This window comes from Actinomyces oris (assembly GCF_001929375.1).
Taxonomy (GTDB): domain Bacteria; phylum Actinomycetota; class Actinomycetes; order Actinomycetales; family Actinomycetaceae; genus Actinomyces; species Actinomyces oris_B.
This window is the reverse complement of record NZ_MSGO01000019.1, coordinates 23,652-43,556: the sequence shown is the minus strand read 5'-3', so window position 1 is coordinate 43,556 and position 19,905 is coordinate 23,652. Positions and strand designations below refer to the sequence as shown.

General features: G+C 71.0%; 17 protein-coding genes. 9 read left to right on the top strand and 8 right to left on the bottom strand.

Going from position 1 to position 19,905, the window contains the following annotated elements; all coding sequences use genetic code 11:
• Positions 1–20 precede the first annotated feature (20 nt).
• Entirely contained in the window at positions 21–2,351 is a 2,331-nt protein-coding gene (locus BKH32_RS05395) for an FtsX-like permease family protein (RefSeq protein WP_075248991.1), read from the top strand.
• An 11-nt stretch (positions 2,352–2,362) separates the two neighbouring features.
• Positions 2,363–3,184, top strand: a complete 822-nt coding sequence (locus BKH32_RS05390) for an ABC transporter ATP-binding protein (RefSeq protein ID WP_075248990.1) — start codon at positions 2,363–2,365, stop codon at positions 3,182–3,184.
• A 10-nt stretch (positions 3,185–3,194) separates the two neighbouring features.
• On the opposite strand, the gene BKH32_RS05385 is transcribed toward BKH32_RS05390, so the two are convergent.
• The 3 genes from BKH32_RS05385 to rbfA all read right to left on the bottom strand — a co-directional run bounded on the left by BKH32_RS05385 (position 3,195) and on the right by rbfA (position 5,164).
• Entirely contained in the window at positions 3,195–3,491 is a 297-nt protein-coding gene (locus BKH32_RS05385) for a hypothetical protein (RefSeq protein WP_075248998.1), read from the bottom strand.
• A gap of 72 nt (positions 3,492–3,563) precedes the next feature.
• A complete protein-coding gene (truB, locus tag BKH32_RS05380; RefSeq protein WP_081376702.1) occupies positions 3,564–4,679 on the bottom strand; it encodes a tRNA pseudouridine(55) synthase TruB in 1,116 nt (371 codons plus the stop codon).
• Positions 4,676–5,164: a 30S ribosome-binding factor RbfA gene (gene rbfA, locus BKH32_RS05375; RefSeq protein ID WP_075248989.1), complete on the bottom strand. Its 489-nt coding sequence runs from the start codon at positions 5,162–5,164 to the stop codon at positions 4,676–4,678. Before rbfA ends, truB begins: the two co-directional genes overlap by 4 nt.
• Before the next feature lie 190 nt (positions 5,165–5,354).
• On the opposite strand from rbfA, the gene rarD reads away from it, so the two are divergent.
• On the top strand, positions 5,355–6,377 hold the full coding sequence (gene rarD, locus BKH32_RS05370) for an EamA family transporter RarD (RefSeq protein ID WP_075248988.1): 1,023 nt from the start codon (positions 5,355–5,357) through the stop codon (positions 6,375–6,377).
• A 77-nt stretch (positions 6,378–6,454) separates the two neighbouring features.
• Here the strand turns inward: rarD and infB are convergent, their stop codons facing one another.
• The 4 genes from infB to rimP all read right to left on the bottom strand — a co-directional run bounded on the left by infB (position 6,455) and on the right by rimP (position 11,696).
• Positions 6,455–9,400 (bottom strand): translation initiation factor IF-2, encoded by a 2,946-nt coding sequence (gene infB, locus BKH32_RS05365; protein WP_075248987.1) that lies wholly within the window; start codon positions 9,398–9,400, stop codon positions 6,455–6,457.
• A 91-nt stretch (positions 9,401–9,491) separates the two neighbouring features.
• The gene (locus BKH32_RS05360; RefSeq protein ID WP_075248986.1) at positions 9,492–9,824 is read right to left on the bottom strand and encodes a YlxR family protein; all 333 of its coding nucleotides are present in this window, start codon (positions 9,822–9,824) and stop codon (positions 9,492–9,494) included.
• A 118-nt stretch (positions 9,825–9,942) separates the two neighbouring features.
• Positions 9,943–10,983 (bottom strand): transcription termination factor NusA, encoded by a 1,041-nt coding sequence (gene nusA / locus BKH32_RS05355; RefSeq protein WP_075248985.1) that lies wholly within the window; start codon positions 10,981–10,983, stop codon positions 9,943–9,945.
• A gap of 194 nt (positions 10,984–11,177) precedes the next feature.
• A complete protein-coding gene (rimP, locus tag BKH32_RS05350; protein ID WP_075248984.1) occupies positions 11,178–11,696 on the bottom strand; it encodes a ribosome maturation factor RimP in 519 nt (172 codons plus the stop codon).
• Between the two features lie 115 nt (positions 11,697–11,811).
• Here rimP and BKH32_RS05345 point away from each other — a divergent pair, with 115 nt between their 5' ends.
• Positions 11,812–12,861: a Tat pathway signal protein gene (locus BKH32_RS05345; protein ID WP_075248983.1), complete on the top strand. Its 1,050-nt coding sequence runs from the start codon at positions 11,812–11,814 to the stop codon at positions 12,859–12,861.
• Position 12,862: 1 nt separating this feature from the next.
• Positions 12,863–13,117: a hypothetical protein gene (locus BKH32_RS05340; RefSeq protein WP_075248982.1), complete on the top strand. Its 255-nt coding sequence runs from the start codon at positions 12,863–12,865 to the stop codon at positions 13,115–13,117.
• Between the two features lie 396 nt (positions 13,118–13,513).
• Here BKH32_RS05340 and BKH32_RS05335 read toward each other — a convergent pair whose 3' ends face one another.
• Positions 13,514–15,349, bottom strand: coding sequence for a proline--tRNA ligase (locus tag BKH32_RS05335; protein WP_075248981.1), 1,836 nt, complete (start codon positions 15,347–15,349; stop codon positions 13,514–13,516).
• 259 nt (positions 15,350–15,608) lie between these two features.
• On the opposite strand from BKH32_RS05335, the gene mvk reads away from it, so the two are divergent.
• Genes mvk through fni form a run of 4 tightly spaced genes read left to right on the top strand, consistent with a single transcriptional unit; the run spans position 15,609 to position 19,853 of the window.
• Complete coding sequence (gene mvk, locus BKH32_RS05330) at positions 15,609–16,571, top strand: mevalonate kinase (RefSeq protein WP_075248980.1); 963 nt, start codon at positions 15,609–15,611, stop codon at positions 16,569–16,571.
• Complete coding sequence (gene mvaD / locus BKH32_RS05325) at positions 16,568–17,593, top strand: diphosphomevalonate decarboxylase (RefSeq protein ID WP_075248979.1); 1,026 nt, start codon at positions 16,568–16,570, stop codon at positions 17,591–17,593. Before mvk ends, mvaD begins: the two co-directional genes overlap by 4 nt.
• A complete protein-coding gene (locus BKH32_RS05320) occupies positions 17,590–18,768 on the top strand; it encodes a phosphomevalonate kinase (RefSeq protein ID WP_075248978.1) in 1,179 nt (392 codons plus the stop codon). Before mvaD ends, BKH32_RS05320 begins: the two co-directional genes overlap by 4 nt.
• A complete protein-coding gene (fni, locus tag BKH32_RS05315; RefSeq protein WP_075248977.1) occupies positions 18,765–19,853 on the top strand; it encodes a type 2 isopentenyl-diphosphate Delta-isomerase in 1,089 nt (362 codons plus the stop codon). Before BKH32_RS05320 ends, fni begins: the two co-directional genes overlap by 4 nt.
• The last annotated feature ends 52 nt before the right edge of the window (positions 19,854–19,905 follow it).

The window sequence follows — 19,905 nt, the reverse complement described above, 5'->3', positions numbered from 1 at the left end:
ACTCCAAGGAGGCTGCTGTCATGCTGATGAGACTTCTCAAGGCGGACCTGGCGCGCGGCGCCGTTGTGGCCGCCACCCTGACCGCCCTCATCGCCCTGGCGGCCACACTGATGTCGGCCGGGACGTCCCTGGTGGTGGACAGCCTGTCGGCGACGCACCGGCTCTCGCAGCGGGCCAAGCTGCCGGACCTGGTGCAGATGCACTCCGGCCGGATCGACGACAACACCTTGCAGGCCATCGACCACTGGGCTGAGGCGCGCAGCGACGTCACCGACCACGAGGTCATCAAGACCCTGCCGGTGGCGCGCCAGGAGCTGTCCATCAACGGCGTCAACCAGTCCGAGTCCTACAACGAGCCCGCCTTCGTCACCTCCCCCAAGCGTTTCGACCTCCTGCTCGACGACGATGGCGACCCCGTGGACCCGGGGCCGGGGGAGGTGGTCCTGCCGATCCACTACCGGGCGATCAAGAGCGCCGATGTCGGCGACACCGTGACCGTCAGCAGCGCCGGTCGGACAACGACCCTGACCGTCGTGGGATTCGCGCGCGACGCTCAGATGAATGCCGCCATGATCCCCTCCAAGCGCCTGGTGGTCTCGCCCGAGGACTTCTCCGCCCTGGAGCAGCAGATCACCGAGCCCGAGTACCTCATTGAGATGACCCTGACCGACTCCGCCCGTCCGGGTGGCGTCATCGACGCCTACAAGGAGGCTGGCCTGCCCAGTAACGGCATCAACGTCAGCGCCTCGATGATCCAGTTCATGAACTCACTCAACGCCATGCTCATCGTGGCCGTGGCCCTGGTGGTGGCGATCATTCTGGCGGTTGTCGCCGTCCTTGCCCTGCGCTACACGGTGCTCGCGGCCATCGAGACGGACCTGGCCCAGATCGCCGTACTCAAGGCCATCGGGGCGCCACTGAGGCGGATACGCCTCCTCTACGTGGCCAAGTACCTGGCTCTGTCAGCGCTGGGGGCGGCCCTGGGCTACGTGGCAGGCCAGCCCCTGGCCACCGCCCTGGAGGCCCCGACGACCCTCTACCTGGGTCGGCCCGCAACAACCCTGTGGAGCGTGGGGCTGCCGATCCTCACGGTACTGGTCCTGACGCTCGGAGTCATCGGCTTCACCTGGTTGGCCCTGCGGCGCATCGGCCGCATCTCGGCCATTGAGGCTCTGCGCAGCGGCACCAGCGCCTCCCTGCGCCCGCGCCGACAGCGCTGGAGGCTGACCACCCTTCGCCGTCTCCCGGTTCAGGGATGGCTCGGGGCGCGCGAGGCGCTGCGCCCCTCCAACGCTCTGCTGCTCGGCGTCCTGGCGCTGTGCACCTTCACCATGGTGCTGCCGACGAATGTCTCCACCACCCTGAGCGATCCACGCATCGCCACCTACCTGGGGACGGGGCGGGCCGATCTGCGCATCGACGTGCGCGCCGGGGTCCAGGACCTGGCCGCCGTGGAGAAGGCCGTCGACTCCGACCCTCGCGTCACCCGGCACGCCACGATGCTGCGCCGCAGCTACAAGATGTCCACGGCCGCCGGCGGCTGGGAGACGACGCTCATCGATATCGGGGACCATGAGGCCTTCCCCATGGAGTACCTCTCCGGGCGCGCCCCCACCACCGACGACGAGGTCTCCCTGTCCTACAGCCAGGCCCGGGCCACGGGAGCCAAAGAGGGATCCACGGTCACCGTCCAGACCGCTGACGGCGACAAGGGTCTCACGGTCACGGGCGTCTACCAGGACATCACCAACAACGGGCTTACCGCCAAGGCCGTCTTCGACGACGGCGCCCCCGCGCTGTGGCAGATCATCTACGCCGACGCCCGCTCCACCCAGCAGGCCAGCGTCCTCGCCACGCAGCTGAGCGGCGAGTACCCGGGGATCCAGGCGATCAGCATGAATCAGTACGCCGCCCAGTTCTTCGGGGCCACCGGCTCCCAGGTCCGCCTCATCACCACGATGGCCTGCGCCATCGCACTGGGGCTGTCCTTCCTCATCACCGTCCTGTTCACCGTGCTCATCGTCTCCCGGGAACGGCCTCAGATCGGTGTCCTGATGGCACTGGGTTGCACCAGGCGGGCCGTTGCGGGGCAGTACCTCATCCGTTTCGGCCTCCTGGCGCTGGCGGGGATCGCTCTGGGGCTTCTGGTGGCCAGTACCCTGGGCGGCCCCGCGCTCGGGACGGTCATGGCCTCGCGCGGAGCCCCCTCCCTCAAGCTCCTGCCCAATCCGTGGCTGGTGGGACTCGTCCTGCCGGGGGCACTGCTGGCCACCGTCGTCGGCGCCGTCGCCCTGGGCCTCAGACGCCTGCGCACCATGCCTTCGACCACGACCCTGACCACCGGCGAGTAAGGAGAGACAGAATGCGCGCCTCCACCCCATCGGGCTCCTCATTGCGCACCGGCTCAGCAGCCGCGGGACCGGCCGTCCCCGCGGGAGACGGACAACCGGCTCTGCGGGCCCAGCACCTGTCCAAGAGCTACCACTCACCCGTTCTGCGAGACCTCGACCTGGAGGTCGAGCAGGGGCAGTTCGTCGCCATCATGGGGCCCTCCGGGTCCGGGAAGTCCACCCTCCTGCACTGCCTGAGCGGCATGGACCGACCCGATGCCGGCTCGGTGCTCCTGGGCGGCCAGGACATCACGAGCCTGAGTGAGAAGGAGCTGGCGGCACTACGGCTGACGCGCTTCGGATTCGTCTTCCAGCAGGCGCACTTCATGACCACCCTGTGCCTGTTGGACAACATCGTCCTGCCCGGGTTCCTGGCGGGTCTGCGCCCGCGCCCCGAGGTCACGGCGCGTGGGGAGGAGCTGATGGAGCGCATGGGGATCGCCGAGCTGGCCACCAGCGGCGTCACCGAGGTCTCCGGAGGCCAGCTGCAGCGCGCCGGCATCTGCCGGGCCCTCATCAACGACCCCGGGATCGTCTTCGCCGACGAGCCCACCGGAGCGCTCAACTCCGCCACTGCGCTGCAGATCCTCGACCTGCTCGGGGAGATTCACGCCTCAGGGACGACCCTGGTCATGGTCACCCACGACGCCCAGGTGGCGGCCCGGGCCGACCGGGTCCTGGTGCTGGTGGACGGGCAGATCATGGAGGACCTGTCCCTGGGCGGGTACGAGGGGGCTGAGGGGCCCTCACGCCTGACGACGGTCACCGAGGCCCTCCAGCGCCGCAGCGTGTGACGGGGCCGGGTCAGTGGCCTCCGCAGCCGCAGCCGCTCGAGGCGGAGGCGGAGACGTCGCGCAGGCCCAGCAGGTTGCCGGCCTTGTGCCCGGGGGTGATGCCCTGCGGTGCTCCCGCCCCCAGCGCTGTCGTCACCGCCGAGGCGATGGCGACGGCGTCAACGGCCTCCGGGGAGGTCTGCGCTGGCTCGGGCCGGTAGCCCTCGCCCACCGGCTGGGTGGCTGCGGGAGCGGCGGCCCGCTCGTCCTGCTCGCTGCGCTTGCCGTGCCCGCCGCATCCGCAGCGGCATCCACCGGTCTGGCTCATCATGTCTCCTCATGCAAAGGTGCTCATCGGGTGTGCTCGCGCCGGACGGGCCGGCGGCCCGTGATGCGCGTCTCAGGCCGGGTCCAGGACCAGCACCGGGCGCGCGTGTGGACCCTGGTGCCTCAACAGTGCCACGAGGCGCCCACCGGGGGCGAATCCGGCCACGACGCGCTGTTCAGCCGCCCCGGGGGAGGCCTGCGGCCGTCGGGTCTCGGGTGCCCCGGCCCGTTCCAGGACCGCGGCGTCGAGAGGCCGGCCGTAGCGCAGCGCGCGCGCCTCATCCTCACTGAGGGCCAGCTGCTCGAAGCAGCGCCGAGCGACCTCCTCCAGCGGGATCGTGGCGACCCCGCGAGGCTCTGGGCTGGAGGCGTCGGTCTCGACCTGCGCGGACAGGTCCGCCGGGGTGCGGGCCTCGTCGATGTCGAAGGGGCCGACTGCGGTGCGCCGCAGCCTGGTCAGATGAGCCCCGCAGCCCAGTGCCCGCCCCAGGTCGCGGGCCAGGGCGCGCACGTAGGTGCCTGAGGAGCAGGAGACGAGGATGTCGATATCGACGACCTGCGCCGTGCCTGAGCCGCCGCTCCGGGCGATGTCGGCGTCGGCGATCGCCTTGCGGGGCTCTCCGGTCAGGCGCAGCTCGTGGATGGTGACGGGCCTGGCCTGCAGCTCGACGTCCTGCCCGTCACGGATGCGTTTGTAGGCGCGAACGCCGTCGACCTTGATGGCGGAGACCGCGCTGGGCACCTGCTGGATCTGTCCGGTCAGGGCTGTGAGCGCCTCCTGGAGGCGGTCCTCGGGCAGGTCCTCGATCCGACAGCCGCGGGCTGCGGTGATCTCCCCGTCGGCGTCCTCCGTCGTGGTCTCCGCCCCGAGGCGAGCGGTGGCCTCGTAGGTCTTGTCGGCCCCCACCAGGTAGGTGAGGAAGCGGGTGGCGCGCCCGATGCCCAGCAGCAGCAGGCCGGTGGCCATGGGGTCGAGGGTGCCGGCGTGCCCCACCTTGCGGGTGGCGGCCAGGCGGCGGGCGGCGCCGACGACGTCGTGGCTGGTCAGTCCCTGGGGCTTGTCCACCACGAGGATCCCGTCGGCGGCCGTGACCGCGCCACGGGGGACGTCCGGGCGACGACGCACGCGGTCGTGGCCGCTATCGAGGCCTGTCCGCTCCGTCGGCTCAGTCCGCTGGGAGGCCTTCACAGGTCCTCGGCGTCCGTGGCGGATTCCTGGTCGGTCTCCTCGGCCTGCGGGTCGCCGTCCTCGGTCTCCTCGTCATGGCGGTAGGGGTCGGCGTCACCGGCGTAGGTGGCGCCCTCGGCGACCTTGGCGATCTGGGCGTCGCGCACCCGGGCCTGGGCCAGGGCGTCCTCCAGGGTCTTGGCGGTGGTGGGGAGGGCGTCGAGCTGGAAGGACAGTGAGGGGGTCAGGCGGATACCCAGTGCCTTGCCGACCTCGGAGCGGATGAGTCCCTTGGCTGAGCGCAGCGCCTTGGCCGTCCCCTCCCGCTCCTCATCGCTGCCGTAGACGGTGTAGAAGACGGTGGCCTGCTGAAGGTCCCCGGTGACGCGGACGTCGGTGACGGTGACGAAGCCCAGGCGCGGGTCCTTGATGCGCCCTTGAAGGAGGCGGGCCACCGTCTCGTGAATACGGTCGGCGACCTTGCGGGCGCGGGCGGTATCAGCCATGGCGGGGCTCCTTCAGGTGCGGGGTCCGGGTGGTCGTGATCGTGGTGGATCAATGCGTGCCGTCCACGGCCGGGAGCGTACTCATAGGTTCCCTTCCCAGGCGGATCTGCGCGCCTGATTATGCTACGTGCAGCGGTGGTGCGGATAGCGCAGCCATCCCCGAGCGCGAACAGACTGAGAACAGATCACGATGGCCTCCTCGCCCGACGCATCCTCCTGGAAGCACGAGCCCGCCGCCGCGCCGGCCCCTCCGGCCGCCGTGGCAGCCACCGCAGCGGGCTCAACGTCAGGGGCGCTCGATGGCACCGGGATGGCGCTGGTCATCGGCTGCTACTTCCTGTGGGGCGTCTTCCCCCTCTACTTCCGGTTGCTCACGGCCGCCGGCAGCGTGGAGATCATCGGTCACCGGATTCTCTGGACGCTCATCACCTGCCTGACGCTCATCGTCCTGCGGCGCCGCTGGGCCCAGCTGGTCCACGTGGTGCGCTCACCGCGTCTGCTGAGGATGCTGGCCGTGTGCGGGCTGCTGGTCTCAGTCAACTGGCTCGTCTACGTCTACGGCGTCAACAGTGCTCGCACGGCCGACGCGGCCCTGGGATACTTCATCAACCCGTTGGTGACAGTGGCGCTGGCCTCACTGGTGCTGCATGAGCGGTTGCGCCCCGCGCACCGGGTGTCGATCGCGCTGGCGGGTGCCGCCGTGGCCCTCCTGGTGGTGCTCCAGGGCTCGCTGCCGTGGATCTCCCTGGCGCTGGCGTTCTCCTTCGCCCTGTACGGGCTGGTCAAGAAGCAGATCGGGCCCGACGTGGACGCTCTGACCGGGCTGACGGTGGAGAGCGCCGTCGTGGCTCCCGCTGCACTCGCCTACTTGGGGCGCATGGCCTGGCAGGGTCAGTCGGCCTGGCAGGCCCCCGATCAGGGCTGGCAGATCCTGGCGCTGCTCGTGGTGGCCGGTCCGGTGACGGCCGTGCCCCTGCTGCTCTTCGCCGCAGGGACCAGGCGCGTGCCGTTGTCGGTGGTGGGGATGAGTCAGTACATCGCGCCGACCATCCAGTTCCTGCTGGCCTGGGGCGCCTTCCATGAGCCGATCCCGCCGGCCCGCTGGGCCGCCATGGTGCTGGTGTGGGCGGCGGTCGCGGTCTTCATCGGTGACGCGCTGCGCCAGCTCCTTCGCCGTCCTCGTCCTCATTCTGGGCTGAGGCTTCCCAGGTAGACCACCGCCGGAGAACGAGGAGGGGCCCCGCCGTCGGATGGCGGGGCCCCTCCTCGTGAGGCAGCAGCGAAGAGCGCTCAGTCGCGAGGCTTCTCGCGCATCTCCCAGGTCTCGATGACATCGCCCTCGGCGAGGTCCTTGAAGCCCAGGTTGATACCGCACTCGTAGCCCTCGCGGACCTCGGTGACGTCGTCCTTCTCACGGCGCAGCGTCTCGATGGACAGCTCGCCGTTGATGACGACGCCGTCGCGCACCAGGCGGGCCTTGGTGCCCCGCTTGATGATGCCCGAGCGGACGATGGAGCCGGCGATGGAGCCGAACTTCGAGGAGCGGAAGACCTGCCGGATCTCGGCGGTGCCGAGCTCGACCTCCTCGTAGACGGGCTTGAGCATGCCCTTCATGGCGGCCTCGACGTCCTCGATCGCGTTGTAGATGACCGAGTAGAACTTCATGTCGACGCCCTCACGGTCGGCGATCTCCGAGACGCGCTCGGCGGGCCGGACGTTGAAGCCGATGATGACGGCGGAGTCCACCGTGGCCAGGTTGACGTCGTTCTGCGTGATGGCACCCACACCGCGGTGGATGACGCGCAGGGCGACCTCCTCGCCGACGTCGATCTTGAGCAGGGAGTCCTCCAGGGCCTCGACCGCACCCGAGCTGTCGCCCTTGAGGATGAGGTTGAGGGTATCGACCTTGCCCTCCTTGAGGACGTCGGTGAGGTTCTCCAGGGAGACCCGCTTGCGGCGCTTGGCCAGCATGGCGGCGCGCTCGGCGGCCTCACGCTTGTCGGCGATCTGGCGGGCCGTGCGGTCGTCCGGGGCGACGATGAAGGAGTCTCCGGCGCTGGGCACGTTGGTCAGTCCCAGGACCAGGGCCGGGCGTGCGGGTCCGGCCTCGGTGAGGTTCTCCCCGTGCTCATTGAACATGGCGCGCACGCGCCCGTAGGCGCTTCCGGCCACGATCGGGTCGCCGACCCGCAGCGTGCCGCGCTCGACCAGGATGGTGCTCACGGCGCCGCGCCCCTTGTCGAGCTTGGCCTCGATGGTGACGCCGCGGGCCTCGGTGTCCGGGTTGGCCCGCAGGTCCAGGGCGGCGTCCGCGGTGAGCAGGACGGCCTCGAGGAGCTCGTCGATGTGGAGACGCTGCTTGGCGGAGATGTCCACGAACATCGTGTCGCCTCCGTACTCCTCGGGGACCAGACCGTACTCGGTGAGCTGGCCGCGGATCTTGTCCGGGTTGGCGCCCTCCTTGTCGATCTTGTTGACCGCCACGACGATCGGCACATTGGCCGCCTGGGCGTGGTTGAGGGCCTCGACGGTCTGGGGCATGACGCCGTCGTCGGCAGCCACGACGAGGATGGCGATGTCGGTCACCTCGGCACCGCGGGCACGCATGGCCGTGAAGGCCTCGTGACCCGGGGTGTCGATGAAGGTGATCGGACGCTCCTCGTCGTTCAGGTTGACGCGCACCTGGTAGGCGCCGATGGACTGGGTGATGCCCCCGGCCTCACCGGCGACGACGTCGGTGGAGCGGATGGCGTCCAGCAGCTTGGTCTTACCGTGGTCGACGTGGCCCATGACCGTGACCACCGGGGGCCTGGGCATGAGGTTGGCGTCGTCCTCGTCGGGCTCGAGGTCGATGTCGAAGGACTCCAGGAGCTCGCGGTCCTCGTCCTCGGGCGAGACGATCTGGACGTTGTAGCCCAGCTCGGCCCCCAGGAGGGCGAAGGTGTCCTCGTCGAGGGACTGGGTGGCCGTGGCCATCTCACCGAGGTGGAACAGGACGGTCACCAGGGCCGCGGGGTTGGCGTTGATCTTCTCGGCCAGGTCCGTGAGCGTGGCGCCCTGGCGCACGCGCACCGGGGTGGAGCCGTCACCGCGCGGGACGATGACCCCGCCGATCGACGGCGCGCTCTGCTGCTCGAACTCCTGGCGCTTGGCCCGCTTGGACTTGCGTCCCCGCGGGGCGCCGCCACCACGCCCGAAGGCGCCCTGGGTGGAACCGCGGCCACCGCGGCCACCGCGGGGTCCGCCGAAGCCGCCACCGGGACGGCCGCCACCACCGGGTCGGCCTCCGCCGCCGGGGCGCGAGCCACGACCGCCGCCGGCTCCGCCTCGTGCGGGAGCACCGGGGCGCCCGATGGAGGACTGGCCGGGCATCATGCCCGGGTTGGGACGCGGACCGCCCGGACGCGGAGCACCGGAGCGGCCGGTTCCCTGAGGCCGTGCACCGCCCTGAGGACGGGGGCCACCGGGACGCGGGCCGCCCTGAGGACGGGGGCCACCGGAGCCACCCGGGCGGGGCATGCCCTGGGAGGTGGCGAAGGGGTTGTTGCCGGGGCGCGGCGCACCCGAGCGCGACTGGCCCGAGCGCTGGCCTCCTCGGCCTGTCTGACCGCCCTGACGGGGCATGCCCTGGGAGGTGGCGAAGGGGTTGTTGCCGGGGCGCGGCGCACTGGGGCGAGGCCCCGGGGTCGGGGCGCTGCGGCGCGAGCCGGGCGTCGGCGCACCGGAGGCCGCAGCCGCCGGCTTGGGAGCGTCGGCTCCTGGCTTGGGGGCCTTGGACGCCTCGCCGGCGGGGCCCGGCTGGGGAGCCGGCTTGGCGGCAGCCGCCGGGGCCTGGGCTCCCTCACTCGGCTTGGCGGCCTGAGCCCCTGGCTTGGGAACGCCGGCACCCGGCTTGGGGGCAGCCGGCTTGACGACGGGGCTCGGGGCCTGGTCCTGAGCCCCGGCGGGTCCCGGCTTGACGGCCGGAGCTCCCGGCTTGGGAGCGCCGCCTCCGGGCTTGGGGGCCTGAGAGGCGGTCTTGGCCGGCTTGTCGGCCTGGGTGTCCGTCGGCGCTTCCTGCACCTGGGCGGCGAAGTGCTCGCGAACCCGGCGAGCGACGGGCGGCTCAACGGCGGAGGAGGCCGCCTTGACGAACTCTCCCTGGTCCTTGAGCCAGGCCAGGATCACCTTCGAGGTGACCTTCTTGCCAGTGGGGTCGAGCTCTTTAGCGAGCTCATGAACGCGTGGTTTAGCCACATTTCTCCTGTCCGGTTTCCCACCCCGGACAGGGGTGGGTGCTTCTAGAGGCAGCTCATCGCTGGGTACTCATCGGGTGCCCATCGGCTTCCTACCCGCCTTCGCTATCGGTGGTCCGCTCACCCGGTCGGGCAGCGGGGACCTCGCCGTCGTCAACCACTCCCCGCTCCAGGAACCCCCGCACTCGGGCCGCATCCAGTGGCCCGCCGGTGCGCAGAGCGCGTGGAGCGGCGCGTCGTCGCTCAGCAAGGTCGAGGCACGCCGGATCCGGGTGGATCCAGGCGCCGCGCCCGGGTCTGACGGCCCGGGCATCGACGTCGAGCTCACCGCTCGACGTCAGTACGAGACGCAGCAGCTGCGTCCGCGGGGCCCTTTGTCGACAGCCGATACAGGTGCGCTCGGGCACGTGGGGGATGGTGACCACCGTCCGTCGGCGTCCTTCCGCTGCTCTGCAACCGCTGACGCGGGCACCGCAGCCGAGGAATCCCGGTGCAGGACCCGCAAAGGTCCGCCGGAAAGTCTACATCGCCCCGCAGGGCGGTTCAGTCGCCCAGCTCTGAGGGACCTGTCACGTCGTCGGACTGGGAGCCCTGGCCGGGGGTGATCTCACCGGACTCGGCATCGGCGTGGATGTCGATCTTCCACCCGGTCAGGCGAGCAGCCAGACGGGCGTTCTGCCCCTCCTTGCCGATGGCCAGGGAGAGCTGGAAGTCGGGGACGATGGCGCGCGCAGTGCGCTCCTCAGCGTCGATGACGCCCACGGCGGCCACGCGGGCCGGAGACAGGGCGTTGGCGATGAAGCGCGCCGGGTCCTCCGAGTAGTCCACGATGTCGATCTTCTCTCCACCGAGCTCGGTCATGACCGCGCGCACCCGCTGCCCCATGGGGCCGATGCAGGCCCCTTTGGCGTTGACGCCGCGGACCTTGGAGCGCACGGCCATCTTGGTGCGGTGACCGGCCTCTCGGGCGACGGAGACGATCTCGACGTCACCCGAGGAGATCTCGGGGACCTCCCGCTCGAAGAGCTTGCGAACCAGACCGGGATGGGTGCGCGACAGGATGATCTGAGCCCCGCGGGTACCGCGGGAGACATCGGTGACGTAGGCGCGCACGCGGTCGCCGTGGCGGTAGCGCTCGCCGGGGACCTGCTCGTGGGGAGGCATGATGCCCTCGTGCTCCTCGTCCAGGCGCACGTAGACGAGGCGGGGGTCGCGCCCCTGCTCCACGGAGCCGGAGATCAGCTCGCCGGTCTTGTCCTTGAAGGCCCCCAGGACCTCGAAGTCGCGGCGGTCCTGGATGCGCTGGACGATGACGCTGCGGGCCGTGGCCTGGGCGATACGGCCGAAGTCGTCGGGGGTGTCATCGAAGTACTCCCCCGTGGGCTGGTCGTCCTCGTCGACCTCCGGGGCCAGGACGCTCATGTGCCCGGTGCGACGGTCGATCTCGACGTGGGCGCCACGGATGGCCCCGGGCACCTTGGAGTAGGCCCCCAGAATGGCGTCCTCGATAGCGGGCAGCAGGTTGTCCAGGTCAATGCCGAGCTCGTCGGCAGCGCCTCGCAGCTCCGGCATATTGATGTCCATGGGTCCTTGGGTCCTCTCTGGTCCGCTGAGCGGGTGTGCACTGGGTTCCCGTCGACGGTAGCCCGTGACGGGCCGGATGGTCCATCGCGTCTTTCCCGGGCCGGTCCGTCAACCTATCAGTTATCAGGACATACATTATTCCCGGTCACTATCCGAGGGGAGCATCCTATGGATCTTCGGCCTGTTGCCCGGCTCTAGAGCCCGGCCACCACCATCCGCGCCTCGGTGATGTCCCCCAGCGCGATGCGGTGCTCGACGCCGTCGACCTCGATCCCGACCATGCCGCCGTTGTGCTCACTGGCGTCGTCCTCCTTATCGGCCGCGGTGACGAGGCCGGTGAGCTCGTCGTCGGCCGTGCGCACCCGGGCACTATGACCAACGGCACGCCGGAAGTGACGCAGGGTGGTCAGCTCCCGCTCGGCTCCGGGGGTGGAGACCTCGAGAGTGTACTGACCCTTAACGGGGTCGGCCTCGTCGAGGGCCTGGGAGACGGCCGCGGTCACGGGCCCCAGGGCGTCGAGATCCAGGTCTCCGGGACCATCGACCAGATCCACGAAGACGCGCACGACTGAGTACTTGCCCGCCCGGGTGGTCTCCACGCTCTCGAGATGAAGCCCGGCATCGTTGACGACGGGAACGAGCAGATCGGTGAGACTGCGGGCCAGCGCGTCAGCGCGCTTGCGCGGATCCTTGCGCGGCTCATGGGCTGCCATGGTCGTTCTTCCTCCCGTACTGGCCCGAGCCGGAGGCCCGGGCGGACGTGGTCAACATGGTCAAGGTGGTCGAGGTCGGGATCATGCTACCTGCCGTCTGTGGGAGGATTCCCCGGTGAACACTCGCCGCACTCCCCTCCCCGCCCAGTCGAACGGCTCCCAGCCACCCTACGGTCACCGGGTCGGCGCCGGGCCTCGTACCAGTAGCGACACCGGTGCGGCGGGCCACGGCCTGACGCGCCGCACCGCAGTGCTCGCGGTGGGAACGGCTCTGAGCGCGGCACTGAGCGGTTGCGGGCTGCGCCTGGGGAAGGGTTCCCCGGCATCCCTGCCGTCGGCCTCGGCGGCGGAGGCCGCTCGTGACGGCCTGGCCAGGCAGACCGCGCTCATCTCCTCCACCGCCGGCGTGGTCGCGCAGTCCGGCGGCGTGGATGCCACGACCGCGGCCCTGGCCGAGGGGGTCAAGCAGACGGCTGACGCCCAGCTCGAGACCCTGGGCGGGGTATGGCAGCCCTGGCCCTCGCAGGCTCCGTCCGCCTACCCCACGGTTGCCCCGGTGCCGTCGGCCTCGGCGGGCGCCTCCGCACAAGACCTGGCCGCGGCCCTGGCCGATGGATCGACGATGGCCCGCCGGGCGGCGATCGCCGCCGCCTCGGAGCAGGATGCCCGGCTCTTCACCTCGCTGACGGTGGCCTGGAGTCTCCAGCACGATCTCTTCAAGCCGCAGAGCTCGGCGGACAAGCCACGGGTGGAGGTGGCGCAGGGCAGCAAGATCAGCTCCGGCCTGCTGACCTCCTATGACGCGGCCCGCTACGCCATGGAGGAGCTCGCTGCACGCAGTGACGACTCCCAGCGCACTCGGGCGGCCGCCGACGCCAAGGCCGCCACCTCCGTCGTCAACGCCGCGGTGGCCGCCGGATCCGAGGACAAGCGGCTGGGCGCCTACGCCGCACCGAGTGAGTCCACCGACCCCAACGTGAGCACCCAGGTGCTCTGGGCCCGGCAGGTGTGGTCCAACGTCGTGTCGTCGGAGGTTCAGGAGGCCGGTTCCGCCAAGGCCTCCAGCCCGGCCCGTGAAGCGGCCGTCACCGGTGCGGTCGACGCCGCCCGGCGCGCCACCGCCTGGGGCGCTGACTTCTCCTCCCTGCCCGGCTACGCCGCCTGACATGCGTCTTCTCGTGGCGGCCGTAGGCGCCATCGCCGCCCTGGCGGCCGTGGACCAGCTCTTCTTGTGGATGGAGCGCCGTGGCTGGCTCTACTGGCGGCGCCGCAAGCGCGACCCACGTGGCGCCCTCCTGGGGCCCATCGACAACGTCTTCAACCCGGCCCACGAGCACGTGGTTGAGCAGCAGGAGACCGAGGAGCGCCTGGCCGATATCCAGGCAGCCGCGGCCCCAAGACGCAACCGCGACGTCGAGTGAGCTCGAACGGCAGTACCAGCGCACCCCACTGCGATGGAGATCCCCGGAGGACTCGTCGCCTCGCATGTAGGGGCAACGCTCCACCAGCGGCGCCGGATCGTTGGGGCCTCCGGCCCCGGGGGGTGAGAAAGCCCGCCCCCGCCTCTAGCCGGCCCGCTCCACGAGAGTGGGGATCTACTGGCCAGGGGTCATACGTACTGCACGAGGGCCGGGCCTTCGTGGAGTACCCCCGCCCCTCCCCCAGTAGCACCCGCCCCTCGTGCAGTAGGCCGTCCCGAGGAAGGGGACCAGGCCAGAGCCGGCGTTGAGGCGGCGCCACCGGAACCCAGCACAGGAGCCAGGAGGGGAACAGCCGAGTTCGAGACGTTCGCCTCGCGCCGATACCGGCGCCGTCCGTCACAGGCTCCGGGCGGCCTCCAGGGCGGCGCGGACGGTGGCGCTGAGCTCGGCCGCCGCGGCGTCGGCGGGCACGGAGCGGCGCTCGCCGGTGCGGCGGTCGCGGATCTCCACGGTCCCCTCCTTGGCCAGATCCCGGCCGACGACGAGCGTGTAGGGCAGGCCGAGGAGCTCGGCGTCGGCGAACTTCACGCCGGCGGAGACCTTGCGACGGTCGTCGTAGAGAACCTCGACGCCGTCGACGTCCAGGGACGAGGCGATCCGCTCGGCGACATCGAAGACGGCCTGGTCCTTGCCGGTGGCCAGGACCTGCACGTGGAAGGGGGCGATCTGGACGGGCCAGGACAATCCCTTGTCATCGTGATTGGCCTCGGCCAGGGCGGCCATGACGCGGCTGACGCCGATGCCGTAGGAGCCCATGGTGACCACGCGGGCCTTGCCGTTCTCATCCAGGACCGTCAGCCCCAGGGCCTGGGAGTACTTGCGTCCCAGCTCGAAGATGTGACCGACCTCGATGCCGCGGGCCAGGTGGAGGGGGCCGGAGCCGTCGGGGGCGGGGTCGCCCTCGCGGACCTCGGCGGCCTCGATGGTGCCGTCGGCGGTGAAGTCGCGACCCATGACCAGGTCGAGGACGTGCTTCTTGTCAGTGTTGGCGCCGGTGACCCAGCTGGTTCCCTCCACGATCCGGGGGTCGACGAGGTAGCGCACGGAGCCGGTGAGGACCTCGGTGCCGTCCTCGAGCCTCTCCACGCGCCGCAGCGGGGAGTTGGGGCCGATGGCGGTGGGGCCGATGTAGCCGCGCACGAGCTCGGGGTGGGTCTCGAAGTCGGTGTCGCCGGCCATCTCGACCTCGGCGGGGGCGACGGCGGCCTCCAGACGCTTCATGTCGACGTCGCGGTCCCCGGGCACGCCGACGACCAGCAGCTCGCGCTCGCCACCGGGGTGGGTGAGGGTGACGACGATGTTCTTGAGAGTGTCGGCGGCCGTCCAGGCCCGCCCGTCGGAGCGCGGGTAGGCCCGGTTGCACAGCTCGACCAGGGAGTCGATGGTGGGGGTGTTGGGGGTGTCCACCACGCGCGCCGCGCCGACCCCGGAGGCGTCCACGGGCTCGGGGGCCACGGTGGTGACGGCCTCGGCGTTGGCCGCGTAACCGCTCGAGGAGCGCACGAAGGTGTCCTCACCGATCTCGCAGGGGTGGAGGAACTCCTCGGAGTGGGATCCGCCCATGGCGCCGGCCATGGCGTTGACGATGACGTAGTCCAGGCCCAGACGGGTGAAGATCCGCTCGTAGGTGTCCCGGTGGGCCTGGTAGGCGGCGGCCAGGCCGGCGTCGTCGATGTCGAAGGAGTAGGAGTCCTTCATGACGAACTCTCGGCCGCGGATGATGCCGGCGCGAGGGCGGGCCTCGTCACGGTACTTGGTCTGGATCTGGTAGACCACGGCCGGCAGGTCCTTGTAGGAGGAGTAGAGGTCCTTGACCGCGAGGGTGAACATCTCCTCGTGGGTGGGAGCCAGCAGGTAGTCCCCGTCCTTGCGGTCGCGGAGCTTGAACAGGGTGGGGCCGTAGTCGTCCCAGCGCCCGGTGGCCTGGTAGGGCTCGGCCGGCAGGAGAGCCGGGAAGTGGACCTCCTGGCCGCCCATGGCGTCCATCTCCTGGCGCACGATGTTCTCGATCTTGCGCAGCGTCCGCAGACCCAGCGGCAACCAGGTGTACACCCCGGGGGCGGCCCGGCGGACGTAGCAGGCGCGTACGAGCAGCCGGTGGCTGGCGACCTCGGCGTCAGCCGGGTCCTCGCGCAGGGTTCGGATGAAGGAGGTGGAGAGTCTGTGCAGCACGGGGGTGATCCTACGGGGTGTGGCGCCGCCGCCCCAATGGAGCCCTCCGGGCCGCGCGAGATCACGGAAACGGGGCGGCGCACCCCGCTGGCGCCCACGGGGGCTCCAGAACCGTCCCCTGGCCGGTCAGGTGGGACTTGCGACCTCGGAGAAGCGCCCGATACGCTCGATCCCATTGAGGGTTCGTCGGCCCTCTTCATCCCTGAACTCGACCCGCTCCACGCGCTCCCCCGTGTGCGGGCCACAGGCAAGGAAGCATATGGACAGGCACTCCTCCATCCGCGAGGGACACGGCCAGACGTGGGCTAAGGCCATTCTCCTGGGCGAGCACTCGGTGGTCTACGGGCACCCCGCCGTCGCCGTGCCGTTGCAGGACCTGCGGATGCGAGCCACGGCGAGCCCGGTTCCGGGCCCCTCCATGTTGCGCAGCCTGGACTACTCGGGGGCCCTGGATCGGGCCGGGACCCGGTTCGCCAGTGTGACCCGGGCCTTCGAGGTGGCCCGTGAGTTCTCCGGGTGTCTGGACCAGGCCTTCGAGATCACCACTGTGAGCGACTTCCCCCACGAGCGCGGGCTCGGCTCATCGGCTGCGGCGGCCGGGGCGATCATTCGCGCTGTCCTGGACTCCTGCGGACGCCGGGCCGGCGCAGATGAGCTGTTCGCACTGACGCAGATGGCCGAGCAGATCGCGCACGGCAAGCCCTCCGGGCTCGACGCCGCCGCCACCTGCTCCCCGTGCCCGATCCGGTTCCAGGGCGGGCAGATGCGTCCCCTGAGCCAGCGCATGAGCAACGCCTCCCTGATCATCGCCGACTCCGGCGTCCACGGCTCCACCCGGGAGGCCGTCGGCGGGCTGCGCCGGCGCTACGAGAACGATCCGGACAACATCGGTCCGCGCATCAACCGCCTGGGGACACTCACCCAGAACGCGATCACGGCGCTGGACCAGGCCGACGCCCCCGCTCTCGGAGCCGCCATGAATGAGGCGCACACGGTCCTGGCCGAGCTCAGCCTGAGCCTGCCGGTCCTCGATGATCTCGTCGAGACCGCCCGCGCCGCCGGGGCACTGGGCGCCAAGCTCACCGGCGGGGGGCTCGGCGGCTGCGTCATCGCCCTGGTGACCGGCGAGCCGGCCGCGCGCCGGGTACGCGCCGCTCTGGAACGGGCGGGGGCGCCGGCGACATGGAACTACCGGATGCGTATCAGCGAGGTGGACGAGTGACCGCCGTGCCCCCTGAAGCCGCCGCCGGATCCTCCCCCACCGTCATTCCGACTGCGACGGCCAGCGCGAACACCAACATCGCGCTCATCAAGTACTGGGGAAAAGTCGACGAGGTGCAGGCCATTCCGGCCACCTCGAGCCTGTCCCTCACCCTCGCAGGGACCCGGACGACGACAACGGTCTCCTTCGACGGCGGGGACGGCACCGCAGACTCGGTGACGATCAACGGCTCCGCCTCCAGCGGCGCGGAGCTGACGCGGGTGAGCCGTTTCCTCGACCTGGTGCGTTCCCGTTCGGGGATCACGGCAGCGGCGACCGTCACCTCCCGGGCCTCGGTGCCCCTGGCGGCCGGACTGGCGAGCTCGGCCGCGGGCTTCGCGGCGCTTGCGACGGCCGCCTCACGCGCAGCGGGTATGGACCTCGACGACCGGGAGCTCTCCCGGCTGGCCAGACGCGGGTCGGGCTCGGCGACCCGCTCCATCTTCGGCGGGCTGGTCCGGTGGAACGCGGGCCACGACGACGCCTCCTCCTACGCCGAGCCGGTCGCCTGCGAGATGGACCTGGCGATGGTCGTCGTCGTGCTCTCGAAGCACGACAAGCTCATCAGCTCGACCCGGGCCATGCGAGCCACGATGAGCACCTCCCCCCTCTTCCCCGCCTGGGCCGAGGCCAGTGGGAAGGACCTTCAGGTGGCTCTGGAGGCGGTCCGGGTGGGCGACCTGGAGCGGCTCGGAGAGGTCGTCGAGGGCAACGCCCTGGGCATGCACGCCACGATGATGGCGGCCCGCCCGGGCATCATCTACTGGCTGCCGCAGACCGTTGCGGCACTGCACGAGATCCGCGCCATGCGCCAGGAGGGCCTGCCCGTCTGGGCGACGATCGACGCCGGCCCCAACGTCAAGGTCCTCACCGAGGGCGCCCGCGCCGAGGAGGTCGCCGCCGCGCTGCGGGACCGGCTTCCCGCAGCCGCCGTCTTGGTGAGGCGCCCCGGCGACGGGGCGCGCATCGAGGACGGCCCATGACCCCGGACGCCGACGGCGTGGTGCGCAGGGCGCCGGGCAAGCTCTACATCGCCGGCGAGTATGCCGTCGTCGAGCCCGGTCACCGAGCGGTCCTGGTCGCCGTCGACCGGTTCATCACGATCCGTCTCACGCCTCGCGCCTCGACCGGCTCCCCCGCCGGCGAGCGGGCGGGAACGATCCGCTCGGTGCTGTACGCCACCGGCTCCCGGCCCTGGCGCCGTCGCCCGCAGGACGGCCTGGCCGAGGCGGTCGGGGAGGATGACGACTACGTGATCTCGGCGATCCGCGTCGTCGAGGCGCTGGTGGCCCAGGGCGGCGGCCGGCTGCGGGCCTTCGACCTGGACATCTCCAGCGAGCTGGACGACGCAAGCGGGCGCAAGCTGGGCCTGGGCTCGTCCTCGGCGGTGACCGTGGCGACGGTGCGAGCCGTTGCGGGACTCTACGAGCTGGACCTCGACGACCTGAGCGTGTACAAGCTGGCGATGCTGGCCAGTGATGCGATCGAGCCGATCGGCTCGGGAGGTGACATCGCCGCCAGCGCCGTGACCGGTTGGGTGGCCTACACCTCCCCCGACCGCTCGTGGCTGCGCCGGGCCCGGCAGCGGGCGGGGGCCGGCGGCTGCGTGAGCGGCCTGGTGGAAGCCGACTGGCCCGGTCTGAGCATCCGCCGCTTGGCGCCTCCCTCCTTACGGCTTCAGGTGGGGTGGACCGGGGCCCCGGCCTCCACTCCCGCCCTGGTTGCCGGCGTCCAGACGGGCTCGCAGGACTCCGGCGGCTCCTACGCCGCCTTCCTGCAAGACAGTCAGGACTGCCTGGCCTCCTTGATCGCCGCCATCGAGGACGACGACGCTTGCCGGGTCATGGCCGGCATCGAGCAGAACCGGGTTCTTCTGACCGGGCTCAGCCGAATCAGCGGCCGGGTCATTGAGACTGCCGAGCTGACGCGCCTGGTCGAGATCGCTCGCGGGCACGGGGCCGCCGCCAAGAGCTCGGGCGCCGGCGGCGGGGACTGCGGGATCGCCCTGTGCCCACCGGCCACGGATACTGCCGCCATGCGCGCCGCCTGGGAGGCGGCCGGTGTCCGACCACTGGAACTATCGGTCCACAACCGGGGCCCGTCCGCCGGCTCCCCCACCGGTTCTCCCACCGACTCCCCCGTTAGGGTCACCTCATGAGTCATGAGCCCACCGCCTCGCAGCGGGCCTCCCGCAAGGACGAGCACCTGGACCTGGCGATTCGCCTGCACGGTCAGGATCGTACGGGAGCCTTCGACGACGTCTCCTTCATCCACCACGGCCTGCCGGGCATCAGCGCCGAGCAGGTCGACATCGGCACCACCGTCCTGGGCTCCCGCTGGGAAGTCCCTTTCTACATCAACGCCATGACCGGTGGCACGCGGGCGACGACGGCGATCAACTCCGACCTGGCCGAGGCGGCCGCCGATGCCGGTGTCGCGATCGCCTGCGGCTCCCAGCACGTCGCCCTGCACGATCCCGAGCGGGTTGACGGCTTCACTGTCATCCGTCGTCGGGCCCCGGGGGCCTTCGTTCTGGCCAACGTCGGTCCGACGGCCGGCCCCGAGGAGGCGATGCGGGCCGTGGAGATGCTTCAGGCCGACGCCCTGCAGATCCACCTCAATGCGGCCCAGGAGATGGTCATGCCCGAGGGCGACCGCGACTTCACCGGTTGGAACGAGGCGATCTCCGCCATCGCCGCAGCCGTGACCGTCCCGGTGGTTGTCAAGGAGGTGGGCTTCGGGCTCTCGCGCCGGACCATCGAGGCGCTGGCTCACACCGGCGTCGCGGCCGTCGACGTGGCCGGGTCGGGCGGCACGGACTTCATCGCCATCGAGAACGAGCGCCGCCCACGGCGCGACCTGTCCTACCTGGTCGGCTGGGGGCAGTCGACGGCGCTGTGCCTGTTGGAGTCGCTGGCGGGCGACGATCCGGTCGACCTGCCGGTACTGGCCTCCGGGGGTGTGCGCAACCCTCTCGACGTCGTGCGGTCGCTGGCCCTGGGGGCGTGCGCCGTCGGGGCCTCCGGGCACTTCCTGCGAACCCTGGTCAAAGAGGGCCCCGAGGCGCTGCGGCAAGAGCTGTGTACCTGGAGCGAGCACGTGCGCACGCTGATGACCCTGCTGGGGTCTCCCGATGTGTCGCAGTTGCGCCGCACCGACGTGCTGGTCACTGGGCGCACCGCCGAGCAGGCGCGTGCGCTCGGCGTCGACCTGGGCGGGCTCACGCACCGCCGCGAGCACTAACCGCCCACGGGCGGCCCCGTCAGGGGCCCGTCCCCGGCCTTCGCCGCCTCCC